22 protein-coding genes, 1 other RNA gene and 2 pseudogenes are annotated in these 24,949 nt (G+C 71.6%); 12 read left to right on the top strand and 13 right to left on the bottom strand.

What is annotated here, in order from left to right; genetic code table 11:
• Positions 1–172 precede the first annotated feature (172 nt).
• Positions 173–1,158 (bottom strand): annotated as a pseudogene (locus ACWCPM_RS20945) (aldo/keto reductase).
• Positions 1,159–1,224: 66 nt separating this feature from the next.
• Complete coding sequence (locus ACWCPM_RS20940; RefSeq protein WP_450977719.1) at positions 1,225–1,551, bottom strand: nuclear transport factor 2 family protein; 327 nt, start codon at positions 1,549–1,551, stop codon at positions 1,225–1,227.
• A gap of 160 nt (positions 1,552–1,711) precedes the next feature.
• Between ACWCPM_RS20940 and ACWCPM_RS20935 the strand changes: the two genes are divergently transcribed.
• Complete coding sequence (locus tag ACWCPM_RS20935; protein ID WP_450977718.1) at positions 1,712–2,260, top strand: DoxX family protein; 549 nt, start codon at positions 1,712–1,714, stop codon at positions 2,258–2,260.
• 164 nt (positions 2,261–2,424) lie between these two features.
• Positions 2,425–2,892 carry an Asp23/Gls24 family envelope stress response protein gene (locus tag ACWCPM_RS20930; RefSeq protein WP_450977717.1) on the top strand — a complete coding sequence of 156 codons (468 nt, stop codon included), beginning with the start codon at positions 2,425–2,427 and terminating at the stop codon, positions 2,890–2,892.
• Positions 2,893–3,509: 617 nt separating this feature from the next.
• On the opposite strand, the gene ACWCPM_RS20925 is transcribed toward ACWCPM_RS20930, so the two are convergent.
• Positions 3,510–3,923, bottom strand: coding sequence for an SRPBCC family protein (locus ACWCPM_RS20925; protein WP_450977716.1), 414 nt, complete (start codon positions 3,921–3,923; stop codon positions 3,510–3,512).
• Positions 3,924–4,122: 199 nt separating this feature from the next.
• On the opposite strand from ACWCPM_RS20925, the gene ACWCPM_RS20920 reads away from it, so the two are divergent.
• The 3 genes from ACWCPM_RS20920 to ACWCPM_RS20910 all read left to right on the top strand — a co-directional run bounded on the left by ACWCPM_RS20920 (position 4,123) and on the right by ACWCPM_RS20910 (position 10,115).
• Positions 4,123–4,614, top strand: a complete 492-nt coding sequence (locus tag ACWCPM_RS20920) for an NUDIX hydrolase (RefSeq protein ID WP_450977715.1) — start codon at positions 4,123–4,125, stop codon at positions 4,612–4,614.
• A gap of 177 nt (positions 4,615–4,791) precedes the next feature.
• Positions 4,792–9,222 carry a hypothetical protein gene (locus tag ACWCPM_RS20915; protein WP_450977714.1) on the top strand — a complete coding sequence of 1,477 codons (4,431 nt, stop codon included), beginning with the start codon at positions 4,792–4,794 and terminating at the stop codon, positions 9,220–9,222.
• The gene (locus tag ACWCPM_RS20910; protein WP_450977713.1) at positions 9,219–10,115 is read left to right on the top strand and encodes a serine peptidase; all 897 of its coding nucleotides are present in this window, start codon (positions 9,219–9,221) and stop codon (positions 10,113–10,115) included. Before ACWCPM_RS20915 ends, ACWCPM_RS20910 begins: the two co-directional genes overlap by 4 nt.
• A 16-nt stretch (positions 10,116–10,131) precedes the next feature.
• Here the strand turns inward: ACWCPM_RS20910 and ACWCPM_RS20905 are convergent, their stop codons facing one another.
• The 4 genes from ACWCPM_RS20905 to ACWCPM_RS20890 form a co-directional block, all read right to left on the bottom strand.
• Entirely contained in the window at positions 10,132–11,442 is a 1,311-nt protein-coding gene (locus ACWCPM_RS20905; protein WP_450977712.1) for a hypothetical protein, read from the bottom strand.
• Positions 11,439–12,107 carry a hypothetical protein gene (locus ACWCPM_RS20900; protein WP_450977711.1) on the bottom strand — a complete coding sequence of 223 codons (669 nt, stop codon included), beginning with the start codon at positions 12,105–12,107 and terminating at the stop codon, positions 11,439–11,441. The genes ACWCPM_RS20905 and ACWCPM_RS20900 overlap by 4 nt, the downstream gene beginning before the upstream one ends.
• Positions 12,108–12,316: 209 nt before the next feature.
• Positions 12,317–12,718: RNase P RNA component class A (gene rnpB, locus ACWCPM_RS20895), an RNA gene on the bottom strand.
• A 33-nt stretch (positions 12,719–12,751) separates the two neighbouring features.
• A complete protein-coding gene (locus ACWCPM_RS20890) occupies positions 12,752–13,327 on the bottom strand; it encodes a Uma2 family endonuclease (protein ID WP_450977710.1) in 576 nt (191 codons plus the stop codon).
• A gap of 159 nt (positions 13,328–13,486) precedes the next feature.
• Here ACWCPM_RS20890 and ACWCPM_RS20885 point away from each other — a divergent pair, with 159 nt between their 5' ends.
• The 4 genes from ACWCPM_RS20885 (at position 13,487) to eda (ending at position 16,401) form a co-directional block, all read left to right on the top strand.
• Entirely contained in the window at positions 13,487–14,236 is a 750-nt protein-coding gene (locus ACWCPM_RS20885; RefSeq protein WP_450977709.1) for a MerR family transcriptional regulator, read from the top strand.
• Positions 14,233–14,853, top strand: coding sequence for a hypothetical protein (locus tag ACWCPM_RS20880; protein ID WP_450977708.1), 621 nt, complete (start codon positions 14,233–14,235; stop codon positions 14,851–14,853). Before ACWCPM_RS20885 ends, ACWCPM_RS20880 begins: the two co-directional genes overlap by 4 nt.
• A 13-nt stretch (positions 14,854–14,866) precedes the next feature.
• Positions 14,867–15,649 (top strand): peroxide stress protein YaaA, encoded by a 783-nt coding sequence (yaaA, locus tag ACWCPM_RS20875; protein ID WP_450977707.1) that lies wholly within the window; start codon positions 14,867–14,869, stop codon positions 15,647–15,649.
• Positions 15,650–15,753: 104 nt separating this feature from the next.
• Entirely contained in the window at positions 15,754–16,401 is a 648-nt protein-coding gene (eda, locus tag ACWCPM_RS20870; protein ID WP_450977800.1) for a bifunctional 4-hydroxy-2-oxoglutarate aldolase/2-dehydro-3-deoxy-phosphogluconate aldolase, read from the top strand.
• Here eda and ACWCPM_RS20865 read toward each other — a convergent pair.
• From ACWCPM_RS20865 to ACWCPM_RS20855, 3 genes are read right to left on the bottom strand one after another with little or no spacing between them, the layout of a single operon-like run.
• Positions 16,376–17,557: a bifunctional RNase H/acid phosphatase gene (locus ACWCPM_RS20865; RefSeq protein WP_450977706.1), complete on the bottom strand. Its 1,182-nt coding sequence runs from the start codon at positions 17,555–17,557 to the stop codon at positions 16,376–16,378. The two genes, eda and ACWCPM_RS20865, sit on opposite strands and share 26 nt — an antisense overlap.
• Positions 17,558–17,569: 12 nt before the next feature.
• Positions 17,570–18,313 carry a zinc ribbon domain-containing protein gene (locus ACWCPM_RS20860; protein WP_450977799.1) on the bottom strand — a complete coding sequence of 248 codons (744 nt, stop codon included), beginning with the start codon at positions 18,311–18,313 and terminating at the stop codon, positions 17,570–17,572.
• Positions 18,310–19,170, bottom strand: a complete 861-nt coding sequence (locus tag ACWCPM_RS20855) for a Nif3-like dinuclear metal center hexameric protein (RefSeq protein WP_450977705.1) — start codon at positions 19,168–19,170, stop codon at positions 18,310–18,312. Before ACWCPM_RS20855 ends, ACWCPM_RS20860 begins: the two co-directional genes overlap by 4 nt.
• A gap of 187 nt (positions 19,171–19,357) precedes the next feature.
• Here ACWCPM_RS20855 and ACWCPM_RS20850 point away from each other — a divergent pair, with 187 nt between their 5' ends.
• Both ACWCPM_RS20850 and ACWCPM_RS20845 read left to right on the top strand, forming a co-directional pair.
• Positions 19,358–20,623: a hypothetical protein gene (locus tag ACWCPM_RS20850; RefSeq protein WP_450977704.1), complete on the top strand. Its 1,266-nt coding sequence runs from the start codon at positions 19,358–19,360 to the stop codon at positions 20,621–20,623.
• 107 nt (positions 20,624–20,730) lie between these two features.
• Positions 20,731–20,889: a hypothetical protein gene (locus tag ACWCPM_RS20845; protein WP_450977703.1), complete on the top strand. Its 159-nt coding sequence runs from the start codon at positions 20,731–20,733 to the stop codon at positions 20,887–20,889.
• Positions 20,890–20,975: 86 nt separating this feature from the next.
• Here ACWCPM_RS20845 and ACWCPM_RS20840 read toward each other — a convergent pair whose 3' ends face one another.
• From ACWCPM_RS20840 to ACWCPM_RS20830, 3 genes are all read right to left on the bottom strand, one after another.
• Positions 20,976–21,908 (bottom strand): 3-oxoacyl-ACP reductase, encoded by a 933-nt coding sequence (locus tag ACWCPM_RS20840; RefSeq protein ID WP_450977702.1) that lies wholly within the window; start codon positions 21,906–21,908, stop codon positions 20,976–20,978.
• Between the two features lie 118 nt (positions 21,909–22,026).
• Positions 22,027–23,103: a Zn-dependent alcohol dehydrogenase gene (locus tag ACWCPM_RS20835; RefSeq protein ID WP_450977701.1), complete on the bottom strand. Its 1,077-nt coding sequence runs from the start codon at positions 23,101–23,103 to the stop codon at positions 22,027–22,029.
• Between the two features lie 24 nt (positions 23,104–23,127).
• Positions 23,128–23,985 (bottom strand): MaoC/PaaZ C-terminal domain-containing protein, encoded by an 858-nt coding sequence (locus ACWCPM_RS20830; RefSeq protein WP_450977700.1) that lies wholly within the window; start codon positions 23,983–23,985, stop codon positions 23,128–23,130.
• A gap of 245 nt (positions 23,986–24,230) precedes the next feature.
• Between ACWCPM_RS20830 and ACWCPM_RS20825 the strand changes: the two are divergent.
• Positions 24,231–24,686: pseudogene (locus tag ACWCPM_RS20825) on the top strand (response regulator); the annotation flags it as partial.
• Positions 24,687–24,949 lie beyond the last annotated feature (263 nt).

Below are 24,949 nucleotides of genomic sequence, written 5' to 3'. Positions count from 1 at the left end.
CGGCTCCCATAGGCCACTTCTGAGGGGGGTGCGGCAGCCGTTCCACGGCGACCGGAGGGGGGACCTCGCGCGGGACCGCGAGGTGCGAACCGGTCGACCGTGGGACGGCTGCCGCCTGAACGGCGTCATCGACTCGGCGCATGCCGGCCGAGGATGACGCCGGGCTCGGTGCTCACCGCCCCAGGAGCGCGTCGATCTCGGCCAGTTGCGCCGTGGGAGCGGCCCCTTGGCGAGCGCGCCCGCGTTCTCCTCGGCCTGGACGACCGTACGGAAGCCGGGAATCGGCACCGTGTGCCCGGCGCGCGCCCAGATCCAGGCGAGGGAGCCCTGCGCGAGCGTGCGGCCGTCGGACGTCAGGACCTGCCGCAGCGCGTCGACCTGCCGGGTCCACTCCGGGTCGGCGCCGCCGCCGGTCGCGAACCCCGGCAGCCAGGCGGGCGGTGCGCTGCGGATGTCCCCCGCTTCGAGAGGCTGCCCGGCGGCCCGCTTCCCGGTGAGCAGCCCCATCGCCAGCGGGCTGCGGTTGATGCCGGCGAGCCCCGACTCCGCGCACAGCGCGAGCATCTCGGGCGCGTCCTGGAGGACGTTGAGTCGGTGCTGCACGGCGGCGCAGTGCGCGCCCTCGGCGAAGACGGCGGCGCGGGCGGGGTCGTCGGTGCTCCAGCCGTAGGCCCGGATCAGCCCCTCCCGCACGAACTCCTCGCACGTCTCCCGGAGTTCGGCAGCCCGCTCCGGGTCCGCGTCGGAGAGGTGCAGCTGGTACAGGTCGACGTGATCGGTGCCCAGGCGGCGCAGGGAGGCGGTCAGCGCGCGGCGCGCGTACTCCGGGGAGTCGTCGGTGCCCGTGAGGGTGCGGGTGTCCTCGTCGAAGACGTTGCCCCACTTGGTGGCGACGACGACGTCGGCGCGGCGCTTGCCGAGCGCGCGGCCGAGGACGCGTTCGCTGTGACCGGCGCCGTAGGTGTCGGCGGTGTCGAAGAACGTGACACCGAGGTCGAGGGCGCGCCGGATCGCCCGTACGGACTCCTCGTCGTCGACCTTGCCCCAGCCCAGCGGCTGCCCGCCGGTGTCCTGCCACTCACCGCCGACAGCCCAGCAACCGAAGCCGAGGGCACTGATCTCGATGCCGCTGCGTCCGAGTTCTCTGGTGATCTCCATGCCCCGGAGGCTAGGAGTTGAAGTGCGCTTCAGCACAAGGAGCGCACGCGAGCCGGGGTGACTCGCTCAGGCCTGCCCGGTCTCGAAGCGGATGATCCTGCCGTCGTCGTCGACGTTGAAGGTCCACCGCGTGCGCATCTCGCCCCAGGTGTCGTTGCTGTACCGGGCGACGAGGGCGCGGCCCCCGTCGGACTCGTTGTCGACCTCCATATGACCGTGCGTGGAGAAGATCTCCTGGTCGATCCAGTCGTCGAGGTCACGGTCCGTACCGTCGTCGGCCATGGTGGCGCCGGGCGCGAGGAGGGTCATGAAGGCCTGGCGGTCATGGGCGTTGACAGCGGAGACGAAGGCACGCACCGCCGGGTCGCTCAGTCTGGCCGTCTGAATCGTCATGCCAGCCACCCTCACACCGCCCCCGGCACCCCGCCACCCGAACGGCCGCCCGGGAGGGCCGGGCGGGTGGCGGGCTGCGACGGTGGGGAGAGGTCCACCACCGCTCCACGGCTCCGCACTGCTTCGCACCGTTCTGCACCGTTCTGCACCGGGAGACAACGTGACGTGCTACGACCGACGTGATCTGGGTCTGCTCCTGCTCCGGCTGGGCACCGGCGGGGTACTGGCCGCCCACGGCGCGCAGAAGCTGTTCGGCTGGTTCGGCGGGGCCGGGCTCGACGGGACGGGACAGTTCATGGAGTCGGTCGGGTACCGCCCCGGCAAGCTGAGCGCCACGGCGTCGGGGCTCGCGGAGTGGGGCGGTGGGACCCTGCTGGCGCTGGGACTGGCCACCCCGGCGGCGGGCGCGGCTGCGGCCGGCGGGATGTCGGGCGCCGGCGCGGTGCACATGCCCAACGGCTTCTTCAACGCGGAGGGCGGCTTCGAGTACCCCGCCACCCTCGGCATGGCCGCGGCCGGCCTCGCCGTCGCCGGCCCCGGCCGCCTCTCCCTCGACCACCTCCTCGGCGACCGGCTGAACCGCGGCTGGATGGTCCCGGTGGCCCTCGGCGCGGTGGCGGCCGGTGCGGCGTTCGTCGTGGGGACACGGAACAAGCGGGTGCGGCAGGACGCCGAAATGGACGGCCAGGAAGTGCTGTTCGAGGAGTAGTGGCGCCGGACGGCGCCCGGGGCCGCCTCCCGGCGAATGTGAAGGGGGCGCGGGCCTGCGGTGGCGGGCCCGGTGGGCCCGGGGCAGGCTTGGGGGGAGGTATGAGCGTCGCGACGGGCCTCCTGTGCGGTGGCCCTGCGCGCCCCCGAGGAGGCGGGTCGGACATGACGGAGACGACCGGTACGGCCGTACGCACCAGCGAGACCGACGCGAACGCGCGCGGCGGCGCGTCCGTGGCGCCGGGAAGCCGGGGCAGGACCACCATCGCGGACGACGTCGTCGCGAAGATCGCGGGGATGGCGGCACGTGAGGTGCCCGGAATCCACGCCCTCGGCGGCGGCCTCGCCCGCACGATGGGCGCCGTGCGCGAGCGGGTCCCGGGTCGGCGGGCCGGCGTCACCAGCGGCGTCAAGGTCGAGGTCGGGGAACGGCAGAGCGCCGTCGATCTCGACGTCGTCGTGGAGTACGGGCTGTCCATCACCGAGATCGCGGCCGACGTGCGCGAGAACGTCATCGCGTCGATCGAGCGGATGACCGGCCTGGAGGTCGTCGAGGTCAACATCGCGGTCGACGACGTCCATCTCCCGGACGAGGAGGACGAGACGGAGGAGCCCACGGGGCGGGTGCGGTAGCGCGCCCGCGGTCCGGGAGGAACCGCTGTCCGAGAAGTCCCCGTCGGCCTCGCGAGGCCCGTCTGACGAGCACGAGGCCCGTCAGACGAGCCGGGCCCCCAGACCGCAGATCCAGGCCAGGGCGCCGTGGACCCCGCGGACAGGGCGCCGTGGACCCCGCGGAAGTAGTCGCGGTTGCCCGCCGGGGCGGTGGGGTCCTCCAGGCGTACGACGGTGGCGTCGACCTCGGCCGTCAGCAGTTGCAGATCCGGGACGTCGCGGGCACCGACCCCGGTGATCGGCGAGCGGGCCGTCCTCCCCAGCGCCCACTCCAGGGCCACCGCCTCCCCGGCGGAGAACTGCGCGCTGCCCGCCCGACCGCCCCGCCGGGCCACCAGCCCCCTGAGGGCCGAGTCGACCTCACCGTACGTACGGATGCCGATCCGCTGCTCCGACCGCGCCCTTCCGGCCACCCGCTCCATGGCATCCTCCTCGCCCGTAACCGCACGGGCCACGTCACCTTGCGGTACGTCACCCTGCGTGCATCACCCGTGTCTCCCTTCGTCTTCCCGAAGTCCGGCCGGTCGAACGCGGGGTTCCGGACAGGCGTCACGGCGAGGACAGTTGTCACGGCGAGGTCAGCCCGAGGCGGGCCCGCCCCGCAGCCGCACCTGCTCCTCCAGCCGCCGCAGGCTGGCGTCCAGGGCGTCCGCGACGGCCGCCTCGCCGGGGTCGTGACTGGCGTCGAAGAACGACAGGTGCACCGTCACCTCGCTGGCCCCGGCCCCGATCCCCGCGACCTGGAGCCAGCCGGCGTAGCTTCCCTGCTCGCGGGTGCCCCACTCGAGCCGCATCTGCTCGCGCCGGGCCTGCAGCAGGGCGGCGGTGTCCTCGTCGGTGCGGTCCTCGTGCACGGTGACGGCGGGCAGGTCCACGGCCGCCACGTGCAGTTCCTGAGGCATCCAACTGTCCAGCCGCCCGACGTCGGCGGCTTCGTCGAAGACCTGCTCGGGCTGAGCGGCCATCGTGCGGGAACGTTCGTACTCGGTCATGGCGGTACCGTCCTCGTCGGCGCGGTGTCGTTCGTACGAGGGAAGGACACCGGGTACCCGCCGCCCCCGCCACCGAATCGGGTCACCGGTCACCGGGTCACCGAAGGCGCGCTCACCCGTTAGTCCTGTCAGGACCACCGGGAGGGACGACCAGCATGATCAGCACGACCGGCACCACCGGCACGACCAGGGGGCGCGAGTGACCGACGTACTCCCCCGCGAGGAATGGATCAGGACCCAGCCGCAGGCACTCGTCGCCGCCTGCGTCCTGCTCTTCGACCACACCGGCCGCATCCTCCTCCTGCGCTACGCCCCCACCCAGCCGGCGGCCGGCGTCTGGTGGCTCCCCGGAGGCATGCTCGACCACGGGGAGGACCCCCTGACCGCCGCGCACCGGGAGACCCACGAGGAGACCGGCATCACCCTCGCCGCCCCGCCCACCCTGATCGGCATCGACCACCGGGCGAACGTGGGCGGCACGGGCCCGGTCCTGGACTGCTACTTCCACGGCGGCGCCGTAGCACCGGACACACGGATCACCCTGAGCCCCGAACACGACGCCCACACCTTCACGGCCCCCGAGGACCTGCCCCGGACCCTTCCGCCCGCCCCCGTACGCACCTTGACGGCACTACGGGAAGCCGCCAGGACCGGGACGGTCGTCTGCCTGAGAGAGGGAGCCCCGGCATGACGGTGCCGTCGCCACCGCTCCCGCTGATCCGCCACCCGTGATCGCCCGCGATATCTAGAATCACTCCCGACTCCACTGGGGCGCTGCGCTTGGCGGGGAGGGTGGATGCGGAATCCGGCGGAGGCCGGGCGACCGACAACCGGCACGAGCGCGACCGCACGGCATGCGGTGGTGTCGTTGGGCATCGCGTTGACGCGCGGGGAGGACGGGGATTCACCGCGGCCCGGGCTCGATGTGCTGGAGCAGGCACCCGCGCATGCCGAACGGCTCGCACATGCCCTGGCGGAGTTCACATACCGTCCCTATCAACGGGATGCGGCCGAACCGCCGGAGAGGGAGAGGCTGGTCGAGTCGGCGCTGGTCTCCGGCGACATCGATGTACTGATCGTGCACGTCGTGGGCCACGGCGAGTTGGCCGAGGGCAGCAGCGAGAAGCTGTACGTCCTCGACGCCGACGGGCAACGGATGAGCCGACCCGTCGGTGCCTGGATCGACCTGATCGAGGACCAGCCGCAGCACCACCGGCCCATGACACTGTTCGTCCTGGACGTCTGCTACGCCGGGTCGGCGGCAGTCACCGACTGGCACGCGCGGATGAAGGTGACGCGACGTCGCGCGTGGGTGCTGGCGGCGACCGGCCCCGGGCAGCGGGCCTTCGGGTATCGACTGAGTCGAGCCCTCGTACAGGTGCTTGAGACATATCGCAGCATGAAGGTCCGCTTCGATCCGACCGTGCCCTACATCCCGGTGCAGACGGTCTGGAGAGACACCGAGCGTGTCGTCGACGAACTGACCGCCCGCACCGGAGGTCTGCCGCAGGAGATCCTCACCAGCCTGATCCCTGGTCATGCCGACCTGTCCCACCTGCCGTTCTTCCCCAATCCCTCCTTCGAGCCCGACCGCGGGACCTCCGCCCTCACTTCGAGCCTCCCCCCGGAGATCGCCCGGCTGATCGACTGGGCCGCGGACCCACTGCACTTCATCCAGCGCGCGGGCGGTGCCGAACCGGTGCGGCGTGACTGGAGAGAGGGCTACTTCACAGGGCGCACGGAGCAACTGCGGACCCTCTCCTCCTGGCTGGACGACACGGAGGCGGGCCCGGGTCTGCGTGTGGTCGTCGGGAAGCCCGGAGCCGGCAAGTCGGCCCTGCTCGGCGTACTGGTCTGCGCCGCTCACCCCTTCCTGCGCCTGCACACCCGACATCTGTGGGCAGGTCTGGGTGACTGTGCTCCGGGAACGAACGACCGCCTCGCCGTGATCCACGCGCGGCGCCTCGGTCTGGATGACGTCGTCGACTCCCTCGCACGTCAACTGCGAGGCATCAGCGACCTGGACGGCACTCCGGCGGACCACGAGAGCGGCGTCCAAGCAGGGAGCACTCCGGCGGACCACGAGAGCGGCGTCCGGGCACGGAGCAATCCGGCGGGCCACCTGCTGCGGCTCCTGCCGCCCGGCAGCCGTCCGGTCACCGTGATCGTCGACGCCCTGGACGAGGCCCTACGGCCCCAGGACATCACCACCGCCCTGCTCCTGCCGCTGGCCCGGCAGGCACTCGACCCGGACGGACGGCCACGGCTGCGGCTGCTCATCGGTACAAGGGACGACGGACGGGCTCAGGGCCTGCTGGACCTGGCAGCGGAGGCTGACGCGTGCATGGACCTCGGCGCCGTCGCGCCGGCGACCGTTCGTCAGGACCTGGATGCCTACGTCAAGCGACTGCTCGCCGCCGACGGTCCCTACGCGGCGGGTTCGCAGCGCCCGGTCCGCGACGCTCTCGCCCGCGCGATGGCCGACGCCCTCACCGGACACGACCTCGGCGGCCGAACGGTCCCCGCAGAGGGCCTGCGATGGGGAGAGTTCCTGAACGCCGGTCTGTACACGCACTTCCTTCTCGCCGGCCCGCTCCCCGGAAGTCCCCGTGAAGCCGCGGCGCTGGGCGGTGCCATACCTCTCAGTCTTCCGTCGCTGCTGGAACTCGACCTGCGACGCCATTCCGGCCGGCCGCTCCTGCGGCCCGTCCTGACCGCCCTCGCCCACGCCCAGGGACGGGGTATGCCCGAGGGCGTCCTGGCGCACGTCGCCGCGGCCTTCCTCGGACCTGCCGACCGGACCGCGGCCCTTCCCCTGCCGTACCTGTACGCGCTCCTGGACGAGGAGGCCCGCTTCTACCTTCGCCGCGAAGTCGACGAGGACGGCACCACCCTTTACCGGCTCTTCCACGAAGGACTCGCCGAAAGGCTGCGCGCCCTCGACGGGCTCCCCCTCGAGCCGCCTTCCGCGAACGCGGCAGCCGACGACGGTGCGAGGCGCGTGTACGAGCGGCTCTTGAACTGTGTGCCCCGCGACGCGGCAGGCCGAAGGCAGTGGCAGCACTCCGCGCCGTACCTGCTGCGCCACACCGCGCAGCACGCCGTCGACGCCGGGCGACTGGACGAGCTCCTCGAGGACGTCGGATTCCTTCAGCATGCCGACCCCGTCTCCCTCGCGGATGCCCTGCGGCACGCCGCCTCCGTTCAGGCGAGGACGACCGCCGCCGTCTATCGGGCCTCCTGGGGAATTCACCATGAACTCCCGCCTCCCGAGCGCCGCAAGCTCCTGGCCCTCGACGCGGCACGTTTCCGTGATGCGTCCTTGCGGCGGGCGCTGCCCGGAGACGAGGAGTGGCGAGTGCTCTGGGCGACGGGTGACCAGGTCTCCCCGGCTCTGGTGCGCACCCTCACCGGCCACAGGTCCTCCGTACTGGCGGTGGCGACGGTGGAACTGGACGGACGCCCTCATGCCGTCACCGTCGACAGCAGTGGTGACGAGGACTACCGCGGCTCACTGAGGATCTGGGACCTGACGACGGGCAGCCAGACACGGGAACTCACGGGCCCTCACGGCGCGGTGGGCCTGGTGGAGGTGGCACAGCTGGACGGTCGACCGCACGCCGTCATCAGCGACTCGGTGGCACTGCAGATCCGGGACCTGAAGAGCGGTGGCGAGACACACCGGATACCGCTCAGCCACCGGCACCGGGTGCAGGCCGTGGCGGTGGTCGAGCAGGAAGGCCGCCCGCACCTCGTCACGGGCGGGGCCGACGGAGCGGTGAAGGTGTGGGATCTGGCGACCGGGACTCCCACGCGGAGTCTCAGAGGCCACGGCCGCGATGTGCGCGCCCTGGCGGTGGTGGACGTGCACGGCGAACCGCAGGTCGTCACCGGAGACGCGGACGGACACGTTCGGTTGGCGAGCCTGGCTGCCGGCTCCGACAGGCCCTGGCAGCTCGCCGAGTTGATCGCCTCGGTGTCGAGTGTGGTGGCGGTGCACCTGGACGGGGTCCCTCATGCGATCACCGTCGCGGCGGGTGACGGCATGGGCCCGGTACGGCTGTGGAACCTGGTCACCCGCACCGAGGTCCGCGTCGCCCACTGGCACACCCGGAGACTGGCGTTGACGGAAGTCGACGGGCGCCCTCTCGCCGTCACCGGCAGTTGGAACGGAGCGGTGCGTGTCTGGGACGTGACCACCGGAGCGCTGACCCGTGTGCTGACCGGTCACACGAGCGACGTGTCGGCGATGGCGGTGACTGACGTCGACGGCCGCCCTCATGCCGTCACCGGCGCCCGGGACGGCGAGGTGAGGGTCTGGGACCTGACATCCAGCCCCCGACCGGACGAGTTGACGGTGGAGACGTCGGTCGCGGCGGTCGTCGCCGTCGGACTGCTGGACGGCCGCCGCCACGCTCTCGCGGCCGGCGGTCATGGATCGATCCGGCTGTGGGACTTGACCGCCGGCACCCTGACACGCGCCCTGGACACCGACGGCACACCCCTGACTGTCGCAGCGGTGGACGGCCGACTCCACGCGGTCGTCTCCGGCAGGTACCACGACATAGGGATATGGGACGTGACCACGGGCACCCGGGTCTACGCCTTCACCGGACCCACGGAGGTCCCGGATGCCGTGGGCGCGCCACACATGGACACCGCCGCGTTGACGACCCTGAACGATCGTCCCCATCTCGTCATGGGCGGCCGATGGGGACCGGTGCAGGTCTGGGATTGCGGCGAGGGAACCCGGATACACGAGCTGACCCGCTGGGGAGGCGCACAGGCCATCGCGATCGCGGAGGTGCACGGGCAGCCCCACGCGATCGTCGCGGCCGCCGAGAGCGACGCACGATGGGTCCGTGTGTGGAACGTGGCCACGGGCAGGCAGACTCACGAGCTGATCAACGACACCACCTACGTGCGCGCGGTCGCGGCCGTGGAGCTGAACGGTCGCCCTCACGCCATCACCGCCAACTCGCTCTCAGGTCTGGTCCAGATCTGGGATCTGACGACCGGCACTCCTTCCGGCGTCCTGACCGAGGCCGGTTACGCGGCGGAGGACGCGGTGTCGGCGATGGCCGTCGTGCTGCTCGACTCTCGTCCGCACTGCGTCACAGGCGGTCCTGACGGATCGGTGCGGGTGTGGGACCTCACCACCCTCACCCGCATCAGCACGTTTCGCTTTCCCACTGCTATTTCGGCCATCACCATGACGTCGGACGCAACCGTGGTCGTCGGTTTCGGACCGGAGGTGGCCGTCCTCAGGCTCACCCTTCAGAAGGCGGTGCACCCATGACCTCAGCGCACAGCGCTCCGCTACGTGTCACGGCCGTGCACGGGGTCGGCAACAGCTTCGGTGCCGACCTCGGGCGCGCACGCCAGGAGGAGCTCCGCGCGCTCAAAGCGACGCTGTGGGCACAGCACTTGAGCGAGGGTCTCGGTGTGCCTCCCGACCGGCTCCACGTCGACTTCGCGTACTACGCGGACAAGCTCCTGGCCCCCACGGCGGCGCAAGGCGAACCTGACGAGGACCACTTCTCCGACCCGCTCGCGCAGGTGATGCTCGACGCATGGGCTCAGGAACTGGGCGTGCCGGACGAGGTGACGCAAGGCCACGCGACGGTGCCTCTCCGAGCGCTGTCGACCTGGGTCGCCCGCAGGTTCGACCTCGCCGAGGGCCCTCTCCGGGTCTTCCTGCGGATGTTCTTTCCCGAGGTCGCCACGTATCTTCGCGCGGCGGACGCTCCTGAACGCCTCAGCGCCCGTGCCGAAGTCGCCGCCCGGATCGCGGCTCATCGACCGCAGGTCGTCATCGCGCACTCGCTCGGCTCGATCGTCGCCTATGAGGCTCTGCACGCGCGCCCGGATCTTCAGCCGGCGCTCCTGCTGACCCTCGGCTCTCCGCTCGCGCTTCCCCGTGCGGTGTTCGAACGCCTCATACCTGAACCCGACTCGACCCGTCGCCCCGTACGCGGGGCACGTCCGCCCGGCCCGACCCGTTGGGTCAATATCGCCGACCCAGGGGACCCCGTGGCCGTTCCACCCCGCCTCGGCCGGCATTTCGACGGAGTCGCGGTGGATCACACCACGGTGGTCAGCCCCCTCTTCCGCTTCCACCACGCCACGAACTACCTGCGATCCGCGGCCACCGCCGCGACCCTCTCCCCTTTCCTGGGCATGCGGACCTGAAGAGAGGCCCCGGAACTCAGAACTCGACCTTGAGTGAGAGCGACACCATCCTGGTTCTTTCGAACTGCACCTTGAAGGTGTTGCTCATGCTCGTCTCGGCCTTGGCCTGCTGGCGCCCGAGCGAGGCCTCGAGACCGGCGGCGGTCTTGCAGAACAGATCGAAGTCGCGGTTCAGCTCGCTGAGGAGATTGACCACGAGCGAAAGGCTCGTGCTCACGTTGTGCGCCCCGTCCCGCTGCTCGATGAAGATCCGCAGATCCTCGACGTCGCTCGGATCGTAGTCTTCGAGGACGCCGAGGGCTCCCGCGATCGAAGGCGTGTGGCCGGGCCAGTTCCCCTCCGCCTCGATGGTCAGCTTCAGATCGTGCCGCAACTGCGCGGCGAGGTTCAGCGAGCTCTGCTCCTCGACCGACAGGCCCGCCTTGGGCAGCTTCTTGTGTGCCTCCGCCGCCCGTCCGGCCCGCGCCTGAGCGGTGTACTCATTGCTGACGCTGAAGCTTCCGGAATCCGCTCGGGACTCCATGACGTGCAGCGACTTGGCCCCGAGTTCCTTGCAGACCTTGAGCGCGAGCCGGCATTTCCGCAGCGCCGTCCCCTGAATCGCGGTGTCCGCCGCCACGTACCGATGGACGGAATCACGATCGCGCACATACGCCTGATCCGAATACAGGACGGTCTCATGGAGTTCAGGGAACTGCTTCCACCGACCGAACAGCGGAACCGGGACGATCGTGATGCGATGGTCACGGAGCCTCTCCGGATCGTCGTCAGAGATACGGACGAAATCCTCACGGGAGACGGTCATCAGCCGATCGGCCAGTTTCTCCGGAATGTGCATTGTCGCCAAGGCCACCTTGTCTTCTTTTCGTAACCTTCTTGTCCTGGCGGCAGCGAAAAGGTTGCCCCCCTTTTCCCTGATGGCCTGCGTGGTCTCCTTGGCCCACGATCTGGCGCCCCATTCCAGAACCGAACGGAACTTCTCGCGGTCCACGGCGATCCGGCCGTCACGCAGCACTTCGGCGATCAGCACGGTGACGGCGGCCTCCCAGTCCACGCCGGACTCGACGCCCTGCACGACCACGACGACACCCTGCGACCCGCCATTGTCGTGACCGAGCGCGACCGTCGTCTGGATCAGCAGCAACTCACCACGACGGATCGCCAGCCCGAGCTCGCCGCGACGGTGCCTCCCCTCCCTGCTGAACCAGCTGATCCGATGAATCGCCTGTCGCTTCTCCTCGGCTCCCCGGCGTTTCCCGTCGAGCCAGACGAAGGGCGGCTCGCCGCTCTCGTATTCGGCGTAGACCAGCCGCAGACGGACGCTCACAGCATCGCCTGAACGACTTCGCCCGCGAGGAGCTGCGCGGGTTCCAGAGCGGCGAGGCTCCCGGCCACCACCTTGGTCTCCGGACGCATGTTGAGCATGCTGATCAGGTCGCTCAGCTGGCCGCGCACATGGGTCAGGTAAGCGGCCGGACCCAGCAGTTCGTACCGGGAGTCCTTGTCGGTGAACGTGACGACGAAGATGACCCGGTCGACCTTGTCGCTGTATCTCTTGATGCGCGCGATGTCAGCGATCATCCGCTCGTACGCCTCGGACTCCCCTGGAGTTTCCTCGTCCGCTTCGAGGTGGGGCGCCTTGATGAGATAGAGAATGTAATGGGCCGCCTTCACGCTGTCCTGGGAGGCGTCGAGGATCTCGTCCATACCGCTGAAGTCCTTGACGTTCCTGAATTTGAGCGGCTTGTCGATCCAGAGAATCTTCTTCCCCGTGTCCAACCGGATCTTTCCGATGAATTCCCCCGCCGGGTGGGTCCGATGCACCGGCTCGTCCCACTTGCCTTGCCAGGTGTTCAACAGGGTGGTCTTGCCGCTCATCCCTTCACCGAGCAGGATGATCTTCGCCGGACGCTTGAGCCGGTGGACGGTGATGGCCGTCCCGATCGCTCCACCCGCCAGCACGGCACCGACAACGATCAGGGGAAATGGCAAAGCGCGCTCCTTGCACGACCGAGGAAGCCCGGAGCATCTCCGTGCGCTGACCGACCGAATGCCAATGGAAGCAGAAGCAAAAAGATCACCACAAGGCGATCCCGGAAAATACCGAAACTTCCGACGAAAACGGAAGGCTACTGACCAGTTTTCCGGCAAGGCGAACCGCGGGTCGGATGCTTTTCCCAGGACAAAACCGCGGACAGCGGCAGACGAGTCGGGCTGTACGCCGGGTTCTGTTCCCCGGTTCCCTCGCGGGGGCCGGGGCGACGGCCATCCATCTAGGACCGGCGTTGCCGCCGGTCTCGTGCGGTCTACCCGCGGACTCGGGCGGGCAGCCCTCGAACGTCCGCGCAGGGACACCGAGGTGTCCCCTCTTGACCTTGCTCCGGGTGGGGTTTACCTAGCTGCCCAGGTCACCCTGGGCACTGGTGGTCTCTTACACCACCGTTTCACCCTTACCCAGCGCCGAAGCGCCGGGCGGTCTGCTTTCTGTGGCACTGTCCCGCGGGTCACCCCGGGTGGCCGTTAGCCACCACCCTGCCCTGTGGAGCCCGGACGTTCCTCGGGGAGATCCACAAGGACCTCCACGCGGCCGCCCGCCCGGCTCGTCTGCCGTGTCGACCATGGTACCGGGCGAGAGGTCAGAGGAAGTCCACGGTCTCCAGCTCGAAGGCGAAGGGGGCGGGGAGGGGCAGCGGCTTGCCCAGGGGGCGGGTGAGGTGCTCCCGGTAGTCCCCCCTCTCCGGCGTGCTGAACAGGGTGATCGCGGAGCCGTCTCGGTCGACCAGGAGGTAGAGGGGGATCCCGCCGCGCGCGTAGCAACGGCGCTTGGTCTCGCGGTCCGCCTTGGGCTTGGTGGACGTCACCTCCAGGACCATGGCGACGCCCTCACAGGGCATCCAGGAATCGGCGCCGCGGAAGAGGCGAAGTTCTCTGGGTGCGAAGGTGGCATCAGGGATCACGCGATCCGTCAGGGACCCGTCTCCGCTCAGGACCAGCCCTTTCGTCCCGGCGAACTGCATCCGAATCCGGGCGTGCAGGAGCACTTGCTCCACGATCAGCCCGATGTAGTCCTCATGATCCCCGTCCGGCGGCGGCGTCACGACGATCTCCCCCTCGATCAGCTCGGCCCGGAAGCCCTCCGGGGTGTCCAGGGCGAGGAAGCCTTCGAGCAGGACCTCTTCCTGCGTCATCGGCTCGTGGGCCATGGCAGTCATGTCACGCCCCTCCTTCGGTCGCTCGCCAGCGTGGGACATCGGCTGATCACCTGTCCGAGAGATCGGAAACCGCTCCCTCGATCGTGGCACACGATCACGTGCCCGGTCAGGGCACGGCCCGCTTGACCTTGCCGCGACGTCAACGTCTCTACTGGACCCATGCGGATCGGAGAACTCGCCGCCGCGGTCGGCGTCACGACGCGGACCGTGCGGCACTACCACCATCTCGGGCTGTTGCCCGAGCCCGAGCGGCTCGCCAACGGGTACCGGGACTACACCCTGCGCCACGCCGTCGTCCTCGCGCGGATCCGGCGGCTGACCGAGTTGGGGCTGGGGCTGCCCGAGGTGCGGGACGTGCTCGCGGAGGACGCGGGACGGGACCTGAGCGAGGTGCTGGAGGAGCTGGACGCGGATCTGGCGCGGCAGGAGGCTGCCGTCCGGGAGAGCCGGGCCAGGTTGCGGGTCCTGCTGGACGCGGCGGAGCTGCCCGCCGAGGGGCCCGTCTCGCCGGAGCTGGCGGAGCTGTTCGCCGGGCTGGCGCCCGCCTCCGACTCCCCCATGGCCGCCAAGGACCGCGAGATCTTCGCGCTCCTGGAGACCGCGGCCGGCCCGGAGGAGCGGGAGCGGCTGCTGGCCGCCGTCGGTGGCGCGCTGACCGGCCCCGACGCCGTCGCGCGGGCGCACGAGGCATACGCCCTGCTCGACGCGCTCGTCGAAGCCGCGACGGACGACCCGCGGGTGGAGGAGGCGGCCCGCGCGCTCGCGGGGCTGATGCCGCCCGAGCTGGTCGCCGCGAAACCCGTCGAGCACGAGCACGGCTTCCTGCGCGCCCTGTATGCCGACCTGGCCCCCGCCCAGGCCGAGGCCATCCGCCGGGCGCTGCGGCTCGCCTCCGGGGGGACGCGATGAGGAGCGCGGCGAGCACGGCGTACCGGCTGGTGTGGCATGAGGTGCAGCTCTACGTGTGCCTCGGATTGTGGGTGGCCCGGCGGCGGCAGGGCGTCGGCGGCGGGCGGGCCTTCGGCTACGCGAGCGGGCAGAGCGCGCTGCTGATGGGGTTCACGTTCGTGTGCGTGGTCGAGACCGTCGTGATGTCCGTGCTGCTGGCGCGGTGGCCGGCCGTGCATCACGTGGTGCTGGTCCTGGACGTGTACACCGTTCTCTTCGTGATCGGTCTGCACGCCGCGTCCGTCGTGCGGCCGCACGTGCTGGAGCCGGGCGCCCTGCGGGTCCGCAAGGCCGCCCACCTCGACCTGCGGATACCGCTGGAGCGGATCGCGGCCGTCCGGCGTGAGCTGCGCCTGACGCACGAGAAGGCCGACGGCGTGCTCGACGTCGAGATCGGCGGGCAGACGACGGTCACGCTGGAGCTGGCCGAGCCCGTCACGTACACGACCTTCCTCGGCCGGCGGCGGGAGGTGCGCCTGGTGCGCCTGTACACGGACGAGGCCGACGCCCTCGTCAGGGCGGTCACCCAGGGGCTCAAGAGTGCGGGCACGAGCCCGTACCCTGGCGCGGAGGTCTAGGGAAGGAGAATCCGTGCTGGTCCTGCTGCCGCCCTCGGAGGGGAAGGCGTCCTCCGGCCGGGGCGCACCGCTCAAGCTGGAGTCGCTCGCGCTGCCCGAGCTGAACGCCGCCCGGGAGGCCGTCCTCGACGAACTGGTCGAGCTGTGCGCCGGTGACGAGGTCAAGGCGCGCGAGGTGCTGGGGCTGAGCGAGGGACTGCGCGGCGAGGTCGCCAAGAACACCGGGCTGCGCACCGACGGGGCGCGGCCGGCCTCGGAGATCTACACGGGTGTGCTGTACGACGCCCTGGACCTGGCCTCGCTGGACGCGGCCGCCAAGCGGCGTGCCGCGCGCTCGCTGCTGGTGTTCTCGGGGCTGTGGGGCGCGGTCCGGGTGACGGACCGGATTCCCTCGTACCGCTGCTCGATGGGGGTGCGGCTGCCCGGCCTGGGCGCGCTGGGCACGCACTGGCGTACGGCGATGGCCTCCGCGTTGCCCGAGGCGGCGGGCAGCGGGCTGGTGCTGGACCTGCGGTCGTCGGCCTACACGGCGGCGTGGAAGCCGAAGGGCGAGGTGGCGGGGCGGACGGCGACGGTACGGGTGCTGCACGCGCCGACGCGCAAGGTGGTCAGCCACTTCAACAAAGCGACCAAGGGGCGGATCGTGCGCGACCTGCTCCTGGCGGGGACGGCGCCGAAGGGCCCGGCGGAGTTGGTGGAGGCGTTGCGGGACCTGGGCTATGTGGTGGAGGCCGAGGCGCCGGCGGGGGCGGGGCGGCCCTGGTCCCTGGACGTGCTGGTGGACGAGATCCACTGAATGGACGAGATCCACTGAGCCGCACCGGCATGCCATTGCAGCATGTGCAACGAGCTTTGCGCATGCTGCACGACCCGGGCACGATATGGCCCATGACCGACTCCATGGCCGACGCCGTGCCCGACTCCGTGCTCGATCTCGCTCCCGTCGTCCCCGTGGTCGTCCTCCCCGACGCCGCCGACGCCGTACCGCTCGCACGGGCGCTGGTCGCCGGGGGGCTGCCGGCGATCGAGGTGACGCTGCGGACGCCGGACGCGCTCGACGCGATCCGGGCGATCAGCGCGGCGGTGCCGGACGCGGTGGTCGGGGCCGGGACGGTGATCACCCCGGGGCAGGTCGAGGACGCCGTGGCCGCCGGCGCGCGCTTTCTGGTGAGCCCGGGATGGACGGACGCACTGCTGGAGGCGATGCGGCGGTCCGGGGTGCCGTATCTGCCGGGGGTGTCGACGACGTCCGAGGTGGTGGCGTTGCTGGAGCGCGGGGTGCGGGAGATGAAGTTCTTCCCGGCGGCCGCCGCGGGGGGCACGGCGTATCTGAAGTCGCTCGCCGGGCCGTTGCCGCAGGCGCGGTTCTGCCCGACGGGCGGGATCGGGCTCGCGTCGGCGCCGGAGTATCTGGCGCTGCCCAACGTCGGCTGCGTGGGCGGGAGCTGGATGGTCCCGGCGGACGCGGTGGCGGCGCGGGACTGGGCGCGGATCGAGGAGCTGGCCCGGGAGGCCGCCGCGCTCAGCGCAGGTGCGACGTGTCGTTGAGCAGGCGCACGCTGGCGTTGCCGTCGGCGTAGTACGCCACGACCGACAGGGACGCCGCCGAGAGCTCCATGCGGAACAGGGACTCGGGCGGGGCGCCCAGCGCGAGGCGCACCAGGGTCTTGACCGGGGTGACGTGCGTGACCAGCAGGACCGTGCGGCCGGTGTGGGCGGAGATCAGCTTGTCGCGGGTCGCGGCGATCCGGGTGGCCGTCGCCGCGAAGCTCTCGCCGCCGCCGGTGGGTTCGGCGTCCGGCGAGGCCAGCCAGGCGCTCAGGTCGTCGGGGTGGCGTTGGTGCACCTCGGCGAAGGTGAGGCCCTCCCAGGCGCCGAAGTCGGTCTCGCGCAGCCCGTCGTCGATGCCGACCTCCAGGCCGAGGCGGGCGGCGACGATGCCGGCGGTCTCACGGGTCCGCGCGAGCGGGGAGGAGACGACCGCCTGGATCGTCCCGCGCCGCGCCAGGGCGAGGGCCACCCGCTCGGCCTGCTCCCGGCCGACGGCGGAGAGCGAGGGGTCGCTGCCGCCGCTGCCCGAGAAGCGCTTCTCCGGCGTGAGGGGCGTCTCGCCGTGCCGCAGCAGCACGAACGTCGCGGGCGCGCCCATGTCGGGGGCACCCCAGCCGACCTGGGGTGTGGCGACGTTGCGCGCGGCGTTCACGTCATCCTCGTTCGCGGAAGGGGGACTTGAGGCCGTGGGGCTTGAGGCCGTGGGGCTTGAGGCCGGGGAGGACGAGGGCGTCCATTCCTCTCCCCGCACACCCGCGTCCATCGCCTCGTTGGCCAGCCGGTCCGCGTGCTTGTTGCGCTCGCGCGGGATCCACTCGTACGTCACCTGCCCCGCGGGGAAGATCCGTCCCGCCTCCATGGCCGGCGGCTTCATGTCGGGGTGCTTGATCTTCCAGCGGCCGGACATCTGCTCCACGACCAGCTTGGAGTCCATCCGGACGCGCACCGTCGCGGTCGGGTCGAGGGCGTGGGCCGCGCGCAGCCCGGCCAGGAGTCCCCGGTACTCGGCGACGTTGTTGGTGACGACGCCCAGGTACTCCGCGCTCTCCGCGAGCGTCCCGCCCGTCGCCGCGTCGAGCACCACGGCACCGTAGCCCGCGGGCCCCGGGTTGCCCCGGGAACCGCCGTCCGCCTCGACGATGAACTCCCGCACCGCGACGGCCCCTTACAGCCCCGACTCGGAGGTGCGCACCAGGATGCGGCGGCAGTTCTCGCACCGCACCACCGTGTCCGGCGCGGCCTTGCGGATCTCGCTCATCTCGGTGATGGCCAGCTCCTGGCGGCAGCCCTGGCAGGTCCGCTGGTAGAGCTTGGCCGCGCCGATGCCGCCCTGCTGGGCGCGCAGCTTGTCGTAGAGGGCGAGCAGGTCCGCCGGGACCGAGCCGGAGACGACCTCGCGCTCCTTGGTCGCCGACGCCGTCTCGCCGTCGATCTCCTGGAACGCGGCGTCCCGGCGCGCGGTCGCGTCGTCGCTCTTCGCCTGGACGGCGCCGACGCGCTCGGTCAGTTCGGTGACCCGCTCCTGCGCGGACTCCCGGCGCTCCATCACCTCCAGGACGACGTCCTCCAGGTCGCCCTGCCGCTTGGCGAGGGAGACGATCTCGCGCTGGAGGTTCTCCAGGTCCTTCGGGGAGGTGACCGCGCCGGAGTCGAGGCGCTGCTGGTCGCGGACGGCGCGCTGGCGCACCTGGTCGACGTCCTGCTCGGCCTTGGTCTGCTCGCGGGCGCAGTCGCTCTCCTCGGTCTGCGCGGCCACGTGCAGGTCGCGCAGCTGGACGAGGTCCTTGGACAGCGACTCGATCTCGGCGTGCTCGGGCAGCGACTTCCGGCGGTGCGCGAGCTGCTGGAGGCGGACGTCGAGGGCCTGGACGTCGAGGAGTCGGATCTGGTCGGCGGGCGCGGCGTTCAGTTGGGGGCTCCTGCTGTCGAGTGGGGTGAGGCCGCGTGGGCGGTCCAGGGGTCGGTGACCGTCTTGGAGACGTGGACCCGCAGGTCCCAGCCGTGGCGGTCGGAGATCTCGTCGAGCTGGGCGGCGGCCAGCTCGCACCAGGGCCACTCGGTGGCCCAGTGCGCCGCGTCGAGCAGCGCGAGGGGACTGTGGGCGCGGTCCGCGACGAACTCGGAGACCGGGTGGTGGCGCAGGTCCGCGGTGAGGAAGGCGTCGACACCGGCCGCCCGTACGGCGTCGAAGAGGCTGTCGCCGGAGCCGCCGCTGACGGCGACGGTGCGGATCAGGGCCTCGGGGTCGCCGGCCACGCGGATGCCCTGCGCGGTGGCGGGGAGCCGTTCGGCGGCGCGGGCGGCGAACGCGCGCACGGTCATCGGGTGGTCCAGTTCGCAGACCCGGCCGAGACCGCGGCGTCCGTCGGGGTCGCTCGCGTCCGGCACCAGGGGCCGCAGGACCCGCAGGTCCAGCGCCCCGGCCAGCGCGTCGCTGACGCCGGGGTCGGCGCTGTCGGCGTTGGTGTGGGCGACGTGCAGCGCGATGTCGTTCTTGATGAGGGTGTGTACGACGCGGCCCTTGAAGTGGCTCGCCGCGACCGTCGTCGTCCCGCGCAGATAGAGCGGGTGGTGGGTGACCAGCAGGTCGGCGTCCAGCATCACCGCCTCGTCGACCGTCTCCCGGACGGGGTCGACGGCGAACAGCACCCGGGTGACGTCCTGCTCGGGATCGCCCACGACCGTGCCGACCGCGTCCCAGGACTCGGCCCGCTCGGCGGGCCACAGGTTCTCCAGCGCGGCGATGACTTCAGACAGACGGGGCACGTGACAAAGGCTACCTGGCCCCTCTGCGCCGTTGAACCTGTGGCGCCGCCCCCGCCACGTTCAGCACACCCGTCGCCGTTTCCTCAGTCGAACCGCCGGACGGCCACCCTTATGTGTGAAGGGGCCGTCGGCCGGTTCCCCGCCCGTGCGTACGAAAACTAGTTTCGTCGCTGGAGGTGACCCAACGATGACTGCATGTGTTGTCGAGGCCATGGCCGGGAGCGAGGACACACCCTCCCCGCAGCCGGACTGTGTGATCACGGTGGACGGCACGTACGCCGCGCGCCTCGCCCCCAGCGGCGACTCCTGGTTCCCGGAGCGCTGGACGCTGGACGGGCCCGAGCCCTACGCCGTGCCGCTGCCCGGGGACCAGCCCGAGGAGCCGGGCACCGAGGTGCAGCCGATGAGTGACGGCCGGGTGCTCATCAGCCGCCTCGCCGCCGGCCGGCACGCCTTCTCGCTGCTGTACCCGACCGGCCCCGGCACCGGCGAACTCCCCCTCGGCGCCGTCGAGTGCCCCGACCCGGGCACCCGGCTGCGGCTGCTGCCGCCGGCGCCGGGCGGCGAGCTGGCGTACGCCCTCGCCGTCGGCCCCGAGTCCAGCACCGTGTGGCTGGTCGCGGGCGGCGCGTTCGGACCGGAGCACGTCGCCCGGGTCCCCGGGCGCTGCTCGGGCGGGGTGTGGCTGGACGGGACGGGACGGCTGCTGGCCCTGGACCGGGAGTCCGGCGGCCGGACGAAGACGGTGGTGGTGGATCTCGGGCGCGGCGGCGAGGTGTCGCCGCTGCTCCAGATCGCCGCCGACAGCGACGACCGGCTGCTGCTCGCCGACGCCGACAGCGGACTGCTCCTCATCCGTTCCGACGCGCCCTGCCCCGGCGAGGGCGGCCGGCTGGGCTGGGGAGTGCTGGGCAGCACGCTGCCGGTGCGGTTCCCGGACTGCCTGCGCTCGGCCCCGGAGTGCGCGGTGACACCGTTCGCGATCCAGCCGGGGCAGGTGCTGACGCCGGAGAGCTGCGGGGTGGCGCTGCGCATCGACGGCCCGGACGGCGGCTGGGTGGGCGTGTGGCGGCCGGCCGAGCGTCAGGTGCGGCATCTTCCGGCACCGCAGGGATGGCTGGCCGGGGCCGGCCTGTGGACCAGGGACGGTGTGCTGCGGCTGCCGTACGCCACCGAGGGGGCGGCGTGCGGGGTGGCCGAGTGGGCGGTGCCACGGCAGGCGGCGTACGGGGGCGACGGGGGCGCCCGGACGGGGGACGGGGGCGACGGGAGGTACGGGGGGTACGGGGGGTACGGGGGGTACACAAGCCCGGAGGATTCGGTTCCGGACGGCGCGGCTCCATCGGCTGGGACCGCCGTGGAGTCGTCGGAACCGGATCCTCCGGAGCCTGGGGCGCCGCGTCCGGTGCCGTTGCAACAGGCACCGTTGGGCGGTCGTATGGCAAGTAGGTAACGAAGTAGTGCCGGATGGCGTGTGCGCCTGGATCGGTCCCGAGGTGTCCTGGTTACACTCGCCCGGCTGTGAGCAAAAGATCATGTTGACGGGGTGAATTTCTTCCGATGAGCGACACCATCACGTCCCAGCCGCTGCCCGAGGTCCAGGACTCCACCGGCCAGGGCCGGCACCGGGGTCCGGTCTCGACGCACGACTCCGAGTCGGCCCCTCACGGCCGGCACCGCAAGCCGCTGGAACAGCGGAACGAGTCGGCGAGCTTCTGACAGTCAGTCAATAGGTCGTGACCGAGGCCCCGTTCACCTCTCGGTGGACGGGGCCTCGCCCTCGGTGGACGGATCCGCCGCCGGCTCTACTCGCGCCGCAGCCCGAGCACCTCCACCGCCGCGAACGTCTCGCCCCGTTCCCGCTCGGCGAAGTGCGGCGTCAGCAGCGTGTCCAGTTCGTCGTGGGTGAACCTGTCCTGCTTGCTGTCGAACTTCGCGCGCACCCGGGGCCGTTCGACGACCGCCACCATGCCGCCGTGCACGACGAGCAGCTGTCCGTTGATCCGCCCGGCCGCCGGTGCCGCCAGATAGCCGACCAGCGGGGCCACGTGCTCGGGGGCGAGCGGATCGAGTCCGTCAGCCGGTACGTCGGTGAACACGTCCTCGGTCATCCGGGTCCGGGCTCGCGGGCAGATGGCGTTGGCCGTGACCCCGTACTTCGCCAGGGCGTGCGCGGTGGACGTGGTGAGCCCCACGATGCCGCCCTTGGCCGCCGCGTAGTTGGGCTGTCCGGCCGAACCCGCGAGGAACGCCTCCGAGGAGGTGTTCACGATCCGCCCGTACACGGTCCCGCCCGTCGCCTTGGCCCGTTCCCGCCAGTGCGCGGCGGCGAAGCGGGTGGTGTTGAAGTGGCCCTTGAGGTGGACCCGTATCACCGCGTCCCACTCGTCCTCCGTCATGGAGAAGACCATGCGGTCGCGCAGGATGCCCGCGTTGTTGACCAGGATGTCGAGCCTGCCGAACTCCTCGACGGCCAGCGCGACCAGCGCCTCGGCCTGCTGGTGGTCGGCGACGTCCCCGGTGTGCGCGACGGCCGTGCCGCCCGCCGCGCGGATCTCGGCGACCGTGTCCTCGGCGGGACCGGCCGAGGCCCCTCCGGTGCCGTCCCGGCCGGGCTGCCCGTGGTCGTTGACGACGACGGCCGCGCCGAGCCGGGCCAGCTCCAGCGCCTCGGCCCGGCCGAGTCCGCGTCCGGCGCCGGTGACGATCGCGGACAACCCTTCGAGTGGCAGTGGCATTCCCGGCCCCTTCGGCTCGACTGCTCGGATCCCGATCGGCTCGGCTGCTCGGATCCCGATCGGCTTCTGCTCGGATCCCGATCGGCTCGGTCGCTCGGATCTCGATCGGCTCGGCTGCTCAGATCTCGATGCAGGTGCGCAGGGAGGTTCCCGTGCGCATCTGGTCGAGGGCCTCGTTGATCCCGGCGAGTTGCACCCGGTGGGTGATCAGACCCGCGAGGTCGATCCGGCCCGCGCGCCACAGCGCGATCGTCCGCTCGTAGGAGCGCAGCACGTCACCACCGCCGTACATCGACGGCAGGATCCGCTTCTCGTCGAAGAACAGCTCGAACATGTTGAGCTGGAGGAAGTCGTCCATGGCGCCCGCTCCGACGACGACCAGGGTGCCGCCGCGCCGGGTGGTCTCGTAGGCGGTACGGGCGGTGGCCGACTTGCCGACGACCTCGAAGACGTAGTCGAAGCCCTCGCCGGCCGTCACCTGCTGCTTGGCGTCGGCCAGTTCGTCCGGCGCCACGGCCCGGGTGGCCCCGAACCGCAGCGCGGCCTCCCGGCGTCCGGCGACCGGGTCGACGGCGACGATCTCGGCGGCGCCCTTCAGCCGCGCGCCCTGGATCGCGGAGATGCCCACGCCGCCGCAACCGATGACGGCGACGGACGCGCCCGCCTCCACGTCGGCGGTGTTGAGGGCGGCGCCGAGTCCGGTGGTGACCCCGCAGCCGATGAGGGCGGCGATGTCGTAGGGAACGTCGTCCGGGATCGGCACCGCGCAGCTGGCGTCGACGACGACCTCCTCGGCGAAGGTGCCGGTCCCGGCGAAGCCGAAGAGGTCTCCGCCGGGACGCCGGTAGTTGGGGGTGCCCGCGTTCATGAAGCCGGCCAGGCACAGATGGGGCTGGCCGCGTCCGCAGGAGGGGCAGGCACCGCAGGCGGGCAGCCAGCAGACGACGACCCGGTCGCCGGGCTTCAGGCCGGTGACCCCCTCACCGACCTCGGTGATCTCACCGGCGCCCTCGTGTCCCGGCACGAACGGCGCCGGCTGCGGCAGCACCCCGTTCATCGCGGACAGGTCGGAGTGGCACAGCCCCGCGGCGCGCACCCGGATCCTGACCTTGCCGGGGCCGAAGCCCACCGTCTCGACGTCGTCGAGTATCTCCAGCTTCTCCTGGCCGATCTCGTGCAGTACGGCTGCGCGCATGGTGCGGCTCCCCTCAAGAGGCTTTCACGTGTGCTGGACGACGGTGTCGGCCAGGACCGGCGCGTCGTCCCGTTCGACCGAGCTCACGGCGACGCGGACGTCCGACTCCCCCGGCCACATGCGGACGCGCAGCGTCTCGCCCGGATGGACCACGCCCGCGAACCGTGTGACGTACGAGCGCACCCGGGTCACGTCGCCGCCGAGCAGCGTGTCCACGACGGCCTTGAGCGTCATGCCGTAGGTGCACAGCCCGTGCAGGATGGGCCGTTCGAACCCGGCGACCTTGGCGAACTCGGGGTCGGCGTGCAGCGGGTTCCAGTCCCCGGAGAGACGGTAGAGCAGCGCCTGGTCCTCGCGGACGGTCCGCTCCACGGTCCGCTCGGGCGGTCCGGCGGGCGGTTCGAGGCGGGCGGACGGCCCGCGGTCGCCGCCGAATCCGCCTTCTCCGCGCAGGAAGATCTGCGCGTCGTTGGTCCACAGCGGGCCCTCGGTGTCGGCGGCCTCGGTGCGCAGGACGAGGACGGCGGCCTTGCCCTTGTCGTACACGCCGGCGATGCGGGAGGTCACGGTCGCGCTGCCGGTCGCCGGGATCGGCCGGTGCGCCTGGAGCGTCTGGCCGCCGTGCAGGACGCGGGCCAGGTCGACCTCCACGCCCGGCAGGGACAGCCCGCTGATCGCGCCGGGCGCGCCCGAGCCGGCGACGGTGGCGAAGCTCGGCAGGACGTGCAGTCGGGACTCCAGGGTGTAGCGCAGTTCGTCGGGGTCGGTGGCCGGGAGGCCGGCGCCGATGCCGAGGTGGTAGAGCAGGACGTCCTTGGCGGTCCAGGCGATCTCGCCGGTCCGGGGCGGGGTGGCGAGCGCCTTGGCTGCGTCGATGGGCATGGGGCTCCTGAATGCTCGCGGGGCTGGGAACCTCGGTGCGACCGTCCGCACCGTCGGCCGCACCGAGGTCGTCACGAGGCCGTGAAACCCGCCCGTTCTAGAACGCGTTCCAGTACGGCGAACCTCTGTATAGCCGAGCCCGTCGGAGTTGGGAAGGCTCCTGACGGCATGTCAGGTGAGCTTTGTTCACGTTCTCGCACGGGCGGCGACCACGTCCTTGTGCCTACGCTGACCCCGTGAACGAGATGCCCCGTGACCACCGGCCCGCCAGGTCCGTCAGGGTGCTGCTCGCCGGGGACGGGGCGATGAGCGGCGGAGGGCTCGCCGCACTCCTCGGCCTGGTGGGGGACATGCGGGTGGTCGCCCAGGTGCCGAGCGGGGAGACCCTGGTGGACGCGGCCCTCGCACACCGCCCCGACGTGGCCCTGCTCGACGTGGAACTCCCCGGCATCGACGGCCCGGACGCCGCCGGCGCCCTGCGCCGGCAGGTACCCGACTGCCGCGTCCTCCTCCTCACCACCCACGCCCGCCCCGGTCTGCTGGAGCGCACCCTGGCCTCGGGAGCCGCCGGCCTCCTGGTCAAGGACGGCCCCCTGGAGGACCTGACCACGGCGATCCGTCGCGCCCTCACCGGCGAGACGGTGATCGATCCGGCCCTGGCCGACGCGAACACCGCGCACCGGCCGAGCCCGCCGGCAGCCTGAGGCCCCGCCACCGCAGAGGCTGCGTCGCCCCGGCCCCACCCCGGCACCCGAAGCCCCGACGGCCCAGACCCCCACGCACCCCGGCACCTGAACCCACGGCCGCCCAGCCCCTCACACGCCCAGGTACCCGAACCCCCGACGGCCCAGGTACCCGAGCCCCCGGCCGCCCAGACTCCCAACCGCCCAGGCACCCGAACCCCGACCGCCCAGCCCCTCACCCACCCCGGCACCCGAACCCCGACCGCCCAGCCCCTCACCCA

This window comes from Streptomyces sp. NPDC002309 (genome assembly GCF_053593375.1).
The sequence above is the reverse complement of the archived record's forward strand: the minus strand, read 5'-3'. Positions and strand labels throughout refer to the sequence as shown.

Excerpts from the sequence above, each read along its gene's own strand:
- ACWCPM_RS20835 (WP_450977701.1), bottom strand. The coding sequence starts at position 23,103 with ATGCGCGCAGCCGTACTGCACGAGATCGGCCAGGAGAAGCTGGAGATA.
- ACWCPM_RS20880 (WP_450977708.1), top strand. The coding sequence starts at position 14,233 with ATGAGGAGCGCGGCGAGCACGGCGTACCGGCTGGTGTGGCATGAGGTG.
- ACWCPM_RS20910 (WP_450977713.1), top strand. The coding sequence starts at position 9,219 with ATGACCTCAGCGCACAGCGCTCCGCTACGTGTCACGGCCGTGCACGGG.
- ACWCPM_RS20845 (WP_450977703.1), top strand. The coding sequence starts at position 20,731 with ATGAGCGACACCATCACGTCCCAGCCGCTGCCCGAGGTCCAGGACTCC.
- ACWCPM_RS20930 (WP_450977717.1), top strand. The coding sequence starts at position 2,425 with ATGACGGAGACGACCGGTACGGCCGTACGCACCAGCGAGACCGACGCG.
- ACWCPM_RS20940 (WP_450977719.1), bottom strand. The coding sequence starts at position 1,551 with ATGACGATTCAGACGGCCAGACTGAGCGACCCGGCGGTGCGTGCCTTC.
- ACWCPM_RS20840 (WP_450977702.1), bottom strand. The coding sequence starts at position 21,908 with ATGCCACTGCCACTCGAAGGGTTGTCCGCGATCGTCACCGGCGCCGGA.
- ACWCPM_RS20890 (WP_450977710.1), bottom strand. The coding sequence starts at position 13,327 with ATGACTGCCATGGCCCACGAGCCGATGACGCAGGAAGAGGTCCTGCTC.
- ACWCPM_RS20885 (WP_450977709.1), top strand. The coding sequence starts at position 13,487 with ATGCGGATCGGAGAACTCGCCGCCGCGGTCGGCGTCACGACGCGGACC.
- eda (WP_450977800.1), top strand. The coding sequence starts at position 15,754 with ATGGCCGACGCCGTGCCCGACTCCGTGCTCGATCTCGCTCCCGTCGTC.
- ACWCPM_RS20830 (WP_450977700.1), bottom strand. The coding sequence starts at position 23,985 with ATGCCCATCGACGCAGCCAAGGCGCTCGCCACCCCGCCCCGGACCGGC.
- ACWCPM_RS20850 (WP_450977704.1), top strand. The coding sequence starts at position 19,358 with ATGACTGCATGTGTTGTCGAGGCCATGGCCGGGAGCGAGGACACACCC.
- ACWCPM_RS20925 (WP_450977716.1), bottom strand. The coding sequence starts at position 3,923 with ATGACCGAGTACGAACGTTCCCGCACGATGGCCGCTCAGCCCGAGCAG.